This is a genomic window from Rhodothermales bacterium (genome assembly GCA_013002345.1).
Taxonomy (GTDB): domain Bacteria; phylum Bacteroidota; class Rhodothermia; order Rhodothermales; family JABDKH01; genus JABDKH01.
This window is the reverse complement of record JABDKH010000004.1, coordinates 1-10,787: the sequence shown is the minus strand read 5'-3', so window position 1 is coordinate 10,787 and position 10,787 is coordinate 1. Positions and strand designations below refer to the sequence as shown.

The 10,787-nt window shown below is 58.3% G+C and carries 10 protein-coding genes; all 10 read left to right on the top strand.

What is annotated here, in order from left to right:
- On the top strand, positions 1-300 hold a 300-nt coding region (locus tag HKN37_00175; protein ID NNE45053.1), incomplete at its 5' end, for a threonine synthase.
- On the top strand, positions 300-1,379 hold the full coding sequence (locus tag HKN37_00170) for a DUF1611 domain-containing protein (GenBank protein ID NNE45052.1): 1,080 nt from the start codon (positions 300-302) through the stop codon (positions 1,377-1,379). The genes HKN37_00175 and HKN37_00170, both read left to right, overlap by 1 nt.
- Before the next feature lie 43 nt (positions 1,380-1,422).
- Positions 1,423-3,789 carry a creatininase family protein gene (locus HKN37_00165; GenBank protein NNE45051.1) on the top strand — a complete coding sequence of 789 codons (2,367 nt, stop codon included), beginning with the start codon at positions 1,423-1,425 and terminating at the stop codon, positions 3,787-3,789.
- Between the two features lie 14 nt (positions 3,790-3,803).
- A complete protein-coding gene (locus tag HKN37_00160) occupies positions 3,804-4,871 on the top strand; it encodes a dipeptide epimerase (GenBank protein ID NNE45050.1) in 1,068 nt (355 codons plus the stop codon).
- 27 nt (positions 4,872-4,898) lie between these two features.
- Positions 4,899-5,843: a calcium/sodium antiporter gene (locus HKN37_00155; GenBank protein NNE45049.1), complete on the top strand. Its 945-nt coding sequence runs from the start codon at positions 4,899-4,901 to the stop codon at positions 5,841-5,843.
- Positions 5,844-6,226: 383 nt separating this feature from the next.
- Positions 6,227-7,375, top strand: coding sequence for a response regulator (locus HKN37_00150; GenBank protein ID NNE45048.1), 1,149 nt, complete (start codon positions 6,227-6,229; stop codon positions 7,373-7,375).
- Between the two features lie 33 nt (positions 7,376-7,408).
- The gene (locus HKN37_00145) at positions 7,409-7,909 is read left to right on the top strand and encodes a hypothetical protein (GenBank protein ID NNE45047.1); all 501 of its coding nucleotides are present in this window, start codon (positions 7,409-7,411) and stop codon (positions 7,907-7,909) included.
- 27 nt (positions 7,910-7,936) lie between these two features.
- Entirely contained in the window at positions 7,937-8,809 is an 873-nt protein-coding gene (locus HKN37_00140) for a 4Fe-4S binding protein (GenBank protein NNE45046.1), read from the top strand.
- A 9-nt stretch (positions 8,810-8,818) separates the two neighbouring features.
- On the top strand, positions 8,819-10,024 hold the full coding sequence (gene nrfD, locus HKN37_00135; protein NNE45045.1) for a polysulfide reductase NrfD: 1,206 nt from the start codon (positions 8,819-8,821) through the stop codon (positions 10,022-10,024).
- A gap of 127 nt (positions 10,025-10,151) precedes the next feature.
- A partial coding sequence (locus tag HKN37_00130) for a two-component sensor histidine kinase (GenBank protein ID NNE45044.1) occupies positions 10,152-10,787 on the top strand: 636 nt, incomplete at its 3' end.

The window sequence follows — 10,787 nt, the reverse complement described above, 5'->3', positions numbered from 1 at the left end:
TCAGCCGTTTGTGTCGACCTTAAGCCGGAGCGCGTACGAGAGACCCCGACGAATGAACCGCTCATCAACTGGCATTCGTCGGAAGGGAATCTTGCGCTCACGGCGCTGCGCCAGACGGACGGTTGGGCGGGAAACGCATCGGACAAGAACATGCAATCGTACGCGCGTGCCATCCGCGAAAAGGAAGGCCTGAATGTCCTTCCGGCGTCCATGGCGGGACTTATTGCCCTGCTCGACCGCCATCACCGGGAGCCGTTGCCGCGCGACCGATACGTAGCCGTTTTAACAGGGAGGCGCTGATGACCAACATGCCGGAAGGTGGAGCGATTGTTTATTGCGAGGACGCGTTCAACACGCCAAACGGGAAGACCGCTCATGGCCTGGTGCGGTTCACCGTGCGGTACGACGTGCTCGCGGTGGTCGACTCTGTACATGCAGGCTCCGACGCGGGCGAGGTGCTGGACGGGCGGCCGAACGGAATTCCCGTGGTGGCGGGTCTCAAACAGGGTATGGAGGCCGCGAAGGCGGCAAACAAGGCTGCAACACATATGGTAGTCGGCCTTGCTCCCGACGGTGGCCGCCTCTCACCTGCAGCGCGGGCCGACGTGAAGAAGGCAATCGAGCTGGGACTCAACGTGGACTCGGGTCTGCACGACTTCCTGTCGGACGACCCGGCGTTCGCGAAACTGGCCGCCGCGAACGGCATCCAGATCCGCGATGTCAGGAAGCCCCCCAGCCGTGACGAATGCCACTTCTTCTCAGGAAAGATCGAGGAGGTCACGAGCGTCAAGGTGGCCCTTCTTGGCACCGATTCGGCCGTCGGCAAGCGTACGACTGCATGGAAACTCGTCACGGCGCTGCACGAGATGGGTTACACCGCCGAGCTCGTTGGAACCGGTCAGACCGCCTGGCTTCAGGGGGCGCGGTACAGCATCATGCTCGACTCCCTCATTAACGACTTCGTCACCGGCGAACTCGAGCACGCCGTTCATTCCGCGTGGTCTTTCTCCACACCGGATGTGATTGTAATTGAGGGACAGGGCAGCCTCCTCAATCCGGCGTATCCCGGAGGATTCGAAATCATGGCCGCCACACGGCCGGACGCTATCGTGTTGCAGCACGCGCCCGCCCGCCGCGACTACGACGGCTTTCCGGGATATCCCATTCAGCCCCTGGCGCAGCAGATTGACGCCGTCGAGAAGATCACGGGTCAGCGAAACGTCGTCGCGATCACCGTCAATCACGAAGATCTGCCAAAAGAAGACATCGATTGCACCTGTCGGTCGATTCACATGATCACAGGATTACCCGTTGCGGATCCACTCGTGCACACCATGGAGCCCGTTCTCAAAGCGCTTCGTCGATTCATCGAGCGATAGTTCACAGTTCACACGTCCAGCAGCCGAACAAGGCTTCCAACGAATGTCCCGAAGAAAGAAGACCCGTGCAGGTGCCGACGACGACGCTCTCCAGCAATTCGTAGTGTTCGATCGCCTCGAAGTCGGCCCGGCCCGCCTCGAACCACGACGATTGGTCAGCACGTACCGTACATGGAAAGGAGACAAAAGCGAAGAGATCGAGCTCTCGTATTCGTACGAGGAAGACGTGTTTGATGCGAAGGAAAGCGCCGACCATAATCTCGCGAACATGATTGCGGCGCAGGTGGCCATCAACTACGGACTCTTCTGTCGGAAGATTGAATTCCACGGCCAGTTCGATGGTACGGATCGCAGATTCATTCGAGCGGCGATGGAGAACACGGCGAGAGAGATCTATGTAAAGAAACTGCTCGAGCCAAACGCATTTCTCCGCCCGGAGACTGTACTGCTGAAGGGGGAGAAGCGCCGAAAGTACGTCGCGGCGCAGATCGAATTTTCGGAATCAGCCGGCCACGGCGGCCTTCCGGCATGGTCGTATCGGGATACGGACCGGTCTAAGCACGCCATTCTGTCTTCAGGTGGCAAGGACAGCCTGCTATCGTATGCCTTGCTCAACGAGGCAGGTTTTGAGACGCATCCGGTTTACATCAATGAATCCGGACGGCACTGGCTTACGGCGCTCAATGCGTATCGACATTTCGAAAAGAACGTACCGAACACTGCGCGCGTGTGGGTTAACTCGGACCGCGTCTTTCCCTGGATGCTCCGGCAGATGTCCTTTATCCGATCCGACTTTGCCCGGGTTCGCAGCGATCAATATCCGATTCGTCTCTGGACTGTAGCCGTCTTTCTGTTTGGTGCTCTCCCGATCATGCGAAAGCGTGGAGTCGGGCGACTCGTGATCGGGGACGAGTACGACAGTACCGAGCGACGCAAGCATGAAGGCATAACGCACTACAACGGGTACTACGATCAGAGTCGATACTTCGATGGAATGCTGTCGCGATACTTCATGCACAAAGGTTGGGCAGTGAGCCAGTTCTCGCTGCTGCGGCAGGCATCCGAATTCCTGATTCAGAAGACGCTCGTCGAGCGTTACCCCGAGCTACAGAAGCATCAGGTTTCGTGTCACGCGGCACACACGGAAGATGAGCGAGTGCATCCGTGTGGTAAGTGCGAAAAGTGTCGACGCATCGTAGGGATGTTGCTTGCGCTTGGTGCCGATCCAAAACGATGCGGCTACGGCGAGAAGCAGATAGCGGCATGCCTGGCGAGCCTCGAGCAGAAGGGCGTCAGTTTGGAAGAGGGAGGCGTCGACCATCTTGCGTATCTGCTTGCTCAGGCGAACCTCGTCGAATGGTCGGAGGAAAAGCGCGCAGCACTGCGACCCCGGCCCGAAGTGATGCAGCTCCGTTTTGATCCGGTTCGCTCTCCGATTGTCACGGTTCCGGTAAACCTGCGCCGGCCTATCGTGCAATTGCTTCTCGATCATGCCGACGGGGCAGTGCAACGCTCCGGGCGGAAGTGGAAACCGTTTAATGTGTTGTCCGACGCAGGCCTCCGTGAGCCCTTTCCCTTTGAGACGGAGGCGGCGCGAAAACGACCACATCGAAGCAAATCCAGTAAGCGGGAGTCCTACCTCTGGGCGGAGATGACGTGGCCGGAGGTCGAGCGTCGGCTGAAGAAGGTGGATATCGCATTGCTTCCGGTGGGATCCATCGAGCAGCATGGCCCCCATCTGACAGTCGACATTGATGCATTTGATGCGGACTATCTGGCACGGCGCGTGGCAGCCGCGTGCGGTCACCCCAGACCCTTTGTCCTTCCAGCCATTCCATACGGAGTGTCGTACCAACACCGGGAGTTCAAAGGAACGCTCAGCATTGACAACAGCACACTCGCGCAACTCGTTTACGATGTGGGTATGAGCGCGGCGGAGAACGGCATCAAGAAACTGGTCATCATCAACGGGCATGGCGACAATGCACCAACGCTTGCTTATGCCGCGCAGATGATCAATCGTGATTCCCATATCTTCGTCTGTGTCGACACGGGCGAAACCTCCGACGTGGACGTCGACGCTCTTGCATCAACGGCGAACGATGTGCACGCGGGAGAAATCGAGACGTCCACGTCCCTGGCGGTGCGGCCACATCTCGTGCAGATGGAAAAAGCGGAGCAGCACGTTCCCGAGTTCTCCAGCCGGTATCTCAATTTCTCGTCGCAGCGCGGACTTCCGTGGTACGTACACACCAAGCTTGTCTCGACGAGCGGCGTAATCGGAGATCCGACCAAGGCGACTGCTCAGAAAGGCGCGGAGATGTGGCAGGTCATGATTCTACACCTGGTGACGCTTGTCGAGGATCTCAAAGGCCTGACGCTCGACGAGATCTTTCAGCGCCGATATTGATCCGGAGCGGCGGCATGAAGATCAAGAACATCGAGTGCTGGTCGGTGCAGATGCGCCTCACCGAGCCGTACACCATCGCATACGAGACGATCGATTCCTGCACGAATGTGTTTGTGCGGGCGGAAACGGATACGGGCCTGACGGGGTTCGGCTGCGCGGCTCCCGACCTCGCGGTGACGGGCGAATCAGCCGAAACAGTAATGCAGGTGTACGGGAGCATTATTGAGCCGCTTCTGAGGGGAGCGGACCCGTTGCACCGGGCGAAGACGATCGAGCTGCTGCTCGAGCAAGCCCGCGGACACCCCTCCGCTATTGCCATGGCGGACATGGTGTTGCACGACCTCGTCGGCAAAGCGGCAGGCCTGCCCCTATACCAGATTCTGGGCGGGTTTCGAGACTCGATGCCGACCTCTATCACAATCGGCATCCTGAACACGGCCGAGACCATTGATCGCGCACGGCGCTTCGTTTCGGACGGTTTCCGGATCCTGAAAATCAAAGGCGGAGCCGATGTCGACGTCGATATCAAGAGGATCATAGAACTTCGGGAGGTTCTGGGCGCTGACATCGAGTTGCGATTTGATGCGAACCAGGGATACACACCCGCTCAGGCGATGCGTTTTGTGTCGGAGACGCGGCAGTCGCGTGTGGAAATACTCGAACAACCCACACCTCGTGATCAGCTTGAGCAGCTGGGCATCGTATCGCGCAGCGTGTCGGTCCCGGTGATGGCTGACGAGAGTGTCTCCAGCGAAGCCGATGCGTTTCACCTCGCTACGGAAGGACTGGCCGACATGGTGAATATCAAACTGCAGAAGATTGGTGGTCTTCACGAAGCCGCGCGGGTGAACGCCATAGCGCACGCAGCGGGCTACGAAGCGATGGTAGGCTGCATGGACGAGTCGGCACTCAGCATCGCGGCGGGACTCCACTTTGCACTCGCCCGCCCCAACGTCCTCTATGCGGATCTGGATGGACATCTGGATCTGATCGACGACCCGTTCGCAGGTGCGGTCGTTCTAAAGGACGGCGTACTTTATCCGTCAGAAAAGCCTGGACTCGGTGCAGGATTTCCATCGTAGCCAGGTCAGCTCGACCGGCCGGTTCTCATGACGTCGCTGATTGTACTCACAGGCGTTGGCCTTGCTCTGCTACTTGCCGGTGGCGAGCTCGTTGTTCGTGGAGCGACGGCCCTCGCGTTTCGTCTCGGTATCTCACCACTGGCTGTAGGTCTGACAGTCGTCGCCTTTGGAACAAGCGCCCCCGAACTGGTCGTGTCTCTCGACGCAGCCCTCTCCGGCGCAAACGATGTGTCTCTTGGCAATATCGTCGGATCGAACATCTGCAACATTGCATTGATTCTAGGGGTGTCGGCGCTGCTGAAACCGGTCGCCGTTCACGCCCGACTGATTCAGCTTGATGTTCCGTTGATGTTGCTGGTTTCGTTCGCCCTGCTGGCCATGCTAATGGATGGACGTGTTGCGCGCGTCGAGGGCGCTGTGCTGCTGGTCGGGTTTGTCGCCTACGTGGCATTCACGTACCTCCAGTCCAGAAAGGAGACCGCTGAGATTCAGGAAACGATTGCCGGAATAGCGCCGGTCTCGTCGACGGGCGTTGCGATGAGCGTGGTTCTCCTCACAGCGGGACTTGCAGCCCTCCTCGGGGGCGGGCACCTCCTGGTCGGGGCCGCAGTCGACCTTGCGGTCGGTCTGGGTTTGAGCGAGGCGGTGGTCGGGCTGACGATTGTGGCGATCGGTACGAGTTTGCCGGAGCTGGTGACGTCGATCGTAGCGTCGATCCGTGGACAGGGCGATATCGCCGCAGGCAACGTGGTGGGAAGCTGCATATTCAACATCCTGGGAATCCTGGGGATCACGGCGACGGTCAACCCGCTGGCGCAGGGCGATGTGGGGTGGGTTGACCTGCTGACCATGACCGGTCTCGCGGTTGTAGCCCTGCCTTTTCTCTTCACACGTTTGAGATTGAGCAGATGGGAGGGCGCTGCCTTGCTTGGCGTTTATGTGGCGTACATCATCTGGCGTCTGATGGGGTGACGGAGGGTATCTGCAGATATAACTCCCACCGTCGATCAACCGGGAGTTCGTGGTGCTGACGGTTGTGGGTCGAGTTCCGGGGTCGAGATCTGGCAGGTGCGACCGGCGTCTGAAGCAGGCTGTCGGTGAATTACACCGGCAACATCGAGCGATTCTTCGTCGGGACGCTGCGAGATTACCCTAACGACCACCTTGAGCCCTCCCGACAGATGGAGTAGACATTCCCTCTCGCGGCGGACTCAAGCCCGCCTGTCACACGCCGGTCGGTTTGAGGTCGTTCTTGTTGTGAATTGTAGTCGACTGCTCACGGCAGGTGACGACAGAGACGTGACGATACACCGGTCACGGGCAGCGCACTCGATAGTACTCCTACAGCCAGCGGGGTGAAAGCGATGGTTGCGTTGATGGTGGTGGTCACCGTGGTTGTCTTTCTGATTGTCGACGTCACGACGCGTCTTGCGCTCAAGAAGTACCAGGAGAACAAAGAGCGACAACAGCGTGCAGAGGCGCTCGAACTCGGCCTGAAACTCGACTACTCCGAGGAGGCGCCGACACTCAAGCGCGTCGAAGTTGCGGATCCAAAGGCGTGGATACTCGCCGTAGACGACGAGTCAATCGTTCTCGAGTCGTTCCGCAAGATTCTCGTGCTCTCGGGTTTCAACGTCGATACCGTGGAGAACGGAAAGGAAGCGCTCGGACTCATCCGCAACCACGAGTACGACTTCGTCTTTACGGACCTGAAGATGCCCGAAATGGATGGTATCGATGTCGTTAAAGCGGTTAAGCATGTCAGACCCGACATCGACGTCATAATGATCACGGGTTATGCGACGATTGAGTCCGCCGTCGATGCCATGAAGTACGGCGCCATGGACTACGTGCAGAAGCCGTTCACGGCCGACGAACTCATTGCGTTCGCAAGTCAGGCACTCATCCGTCGGCAGGCGCGAATCGAGAAGGAGCGAAGGCCGAAGCTGCATCTGGTTACTCCCTCCTCCAGTGCATCGGTGGAACCCAAGACCGTCAACGTACCGGCGGGATTGTTCATCTCGCCCACCCATTCGTGGGTCTATTTGTGCCGGGACGGTTACTTGCTCGTCGGCATCGATGATTTCGCGCTGAAGGTTATTGGAGAGGTCGACGAGGTTCTCGCTGTGCGGGTTGGGCAGAACGTGAGGAAGGGCGAGCGATTGTTTGACGTCATCAGCGGGAACGCCACAGTTTCATTTGTCTCGCCGGTTTCAGGCAGGGTGGCGACCATCAACGAAGGCATTCTCGATGAGCCGGAGCTTGTAACACGCGAGCCCTACGATCGCGGCTGGGTCTGCGGAATCGAGCCCTCCGACCTGCCGAATGAAATACGGTCGCTTCGTATCGGCGCCGAAGCTATCGAATGGTATCAGCATGAGGTGGATCGCTACGTGGAGATGGTGGATGCACACGGGGCCGGGGAAGGCGGCAGACCGCTTTCGCCCGCCGACGTTCTCAGCTCTTCCGCGGAAGAACCGCAACAATCTGTTGCGGATGCTTGACACCGGGTCCATCCGACACCACGCAGGCCGAACATGACCAGATCCGTTCTCTTTACAGTTGCTGTTTTCGTTGTCGGGAGTCTCAGCTGTTTTCTCGGGTGCTTGACGTCCGGAGACGCGCCGAATGCGGGCGCCATTCAGCAGGACGATGCTGTGCCGGCCGCGGTGACTCTCGCGGAAGTGGTATTTCCGCCTCCTGCCGTTTTCGATCACGAGTTCCACATTGATGATGCCGAGCTTGAATGCGTGGAGTGTCATCACGAGACGGCGGCGTCACCGCTGAACACGCCTCACGTGGAGTACTTCGAGGATCTCTGGATAACTTGTGAGACATGTCATCACGGGGATACTCCGGATCTCGGCCCCCAGGCATGTGAGGATTGTCACACCCGAGCGGCGGGCGGAATTTCTGATCAGACGATCACGGCGAAGGTTGCGACGCACCTCAGTTGCTGGGAATGTCATGACTCAGGGACGGGTGTTGAAGCGAGTGAGAACTGCGTCTTTTGTCATCAGGAACCGGAGGAGGACTGAGGAAGCAATCTTCAGAGGAGTTATTCCATGGATCGAAGATCGTTCTTGAAGACCGGAGGCGCGGCCGCAGCATGTGCAGTCACTGGAAAGCGCCAGGATCAACTGGAGGACCCCACGGAATTTGTCGGCGTCCTCGTCGATACGACGCGATGTATCGGCTGTCGGTCGTGCGAGGTCGCGTGCGGAATGGCCCATGACCTCCACGTTCCGGACGTGCAAAACGATGGCGCTCTCGATGAGAAGCGTACAACGTCCGAGCGCCAGTGGACGGTCGTCAACCGATACGATACGGACGCGGGAGAGGTGTTCGTCAAAAAGCAGTGCATGCACTGCTGGCAGCCCGCGTGCGCCTCGGCGTGTCTGACGAATGCGATGCACAAGACGAAAGAGGGCCCCGTCATCTGGCGGTCAGACAAGTGTATGGGCTGTCGCTTCTGCATGGTCTCTTGCCCGTTCGACGTTCCGAAGTTCGAATACGATTCCTGGAACCCGCGCATCCAGAAGTGCACCATGTGCTGGGATCGACTTCAGCAGGGCCAGGAGCCGGCATGCGTGAAGGCCTGCCCCACGGACGCGCTGACATTCGGCCCGAAACGCGAACTGATGGAGATTGCACGCATCCGCATATACAACCACCCGGACCGGTACGTGCACAAGATCTATGGCGAGCACGAAGTGGGCGGTACGGGCTGGCTATACCTGTCGGCAGTGCCTTTCGAACAGCTGGGCTTTCGGATGGATCTGGGCACGACACCATACCCTGAGTACACACGAGACTTTTTGTATGGCGTGCCGGTGGTTCTCTTCGCCCTCCCCGCACTTCTGTACGGCATGCGACTACTGTCCGACGGTTCAGATAGCGAGATGGGGCCTCCGGACCCGAGAAACGACAACCCTTGAGGCGGCAGCATGAGTAGCGGAGCGACACTCTCGGCCGGGGCGGAGCCTCTGCAAAAGAAGCCGAGCTTCTGGACGCCTTTCAATGTCATCTCGTTGCCCATCATGGCAGCAGGGCTGATTATCCTGGTGATCAGATTCACGCAGGGACTCGGCTCGGTGACAAACCTCAACCAGGAGTTTCCATGGGGCTTCTGGATTGGATTTGACGTGGTGACGGGCGTTGCGTTTGCGGGAGGCGCCTACGTCATCACGTTCACCGTGTACGTGATGCGCTCGCGAAAATACATGCCGATCGTGCGCGTGACGGTGCTGAACGGTCTGCTGGCCTACATCTTCTATGCAGGCGCCCTTGTGCTGGACCTGGGTCGGCCGTGGAACATCATCAATCCCATCATCGGGAATGACTTTGGGTACAACTCGGTTCTTTTTCTGGTCGCGTGGCATTTCCTGCTGTACATGGCGGCGGAGTTTATCGAGTTCTCACCGGTCGTTGCGGAATGGCTTGGGTGGCGTCGTGCCCGGAAGATCCTCCATTCTCTGACGCTGGCGGCTGTGATCTTCGGGGTAACACTTTCCACCCTGCATCAGTCCGGACTCGGGGCATTGTTCCTGTTGGCCAAAGCCAAGATTCATCCACTCTGGTATTCCGAGTTCATCCCGATTCTCTTCTTCGTCTCGAGCATCTTTGCCGGGCTCGCCATGATTATCGTCGAGGGCACGATCAGTCACCGCGTGCTTCGAGATCGCGTAAAAATGGGCAACTTCGATTTCGAGGAGATCATCTTCGGACTCGCCAAGGGGGCGGCCATAGCGATGTTCGCCTACTACTTCTTCAAGTTGCTCGTCTTTCTTCACGAGGGACACTGGGAGTATCTCGGAGAAAGCTGGGGGTATCTGTACCTGCTCGAAGTGGGTGGGCTCACGCTGGTCCCCTGCATCCTGTTCGCGTTCGGGGTTCGCAACCGTCGCATAGGAATCGTGCGATTTGCCGCAGTCCTGACGCTCCTGGGCGTGCTTCTAAACCGGATGAATGTTTCCATCATTGCGTTCAACTGGTATGTACCCAACCACTACTACCCGAGTTGGATGGAAATCGTGGTGACGCTGATGATTATCTGTGCCGAGATCTGGGTGTTTCGATGGATCGTGACGCGCATGCCAGTCTATGAACGGTCGGCCCCCGGTCCGGACGAAACTGAAGCAGAGAGGTTGTGATGGAAACCTACACGTACGTCAACATCTTCGAGACCAAGGGCCTCGAGTATCTGCTCCTCATTTGCTTCCTGGTTCTGTTCATTCTGTTGATCAGATATCTGAACACTTCTCCCGATCCAGGTAGTCCATGATGCGGCAGCGCCTCAGCACGAAGCTGATCGTTTGGGGTGGAACGTCTTCCGCCATCATCATCGGCCTGTTTGCATGGCTCGTGGTCGAGAACTACCAGAGCCATCTGGTGGCGGATCTCGAGGAATACGCCGAGCAACTGAGCGAGACCGTCAAGAGCAGTACCAGGTACGACATGCTCTTGAATCAGCGGTCGTCCGTGCACGAGATCATCAACACGATCGGCAGGCAGCAGGCAATCGATCGCGTGCGTGTTTACAACAAAGATGGCGAGGTCATCTACTCAAGCGATTCGACCGACATCGGCCATCTCGTAGATATGCGGGCCGAGGCGTGCTATGCGTGCCACACGGCGGACCGCCCTCTCGAGAGTCTGCCGATTTCAGATCGTACACGGACGTTCAGTATCAACGGCGATTCCAGGCTGATGGGAATCATCAGTCCCATCTACAACGAGCCATCGTGCTGGCAGTCAAGCTGCCATGCGCATGAGGAAGAGCAGAAGGTGTTGGGTGTGCTCGATCTCACCCTGCCACTGGAGGAGGTCGACCAGCAACGACGGTCGGCGACGTTGATGGTCATCGGGCTTTCATTTGTGGTCATGATCGCAATCAGCCTGATCATCTTTGTGATG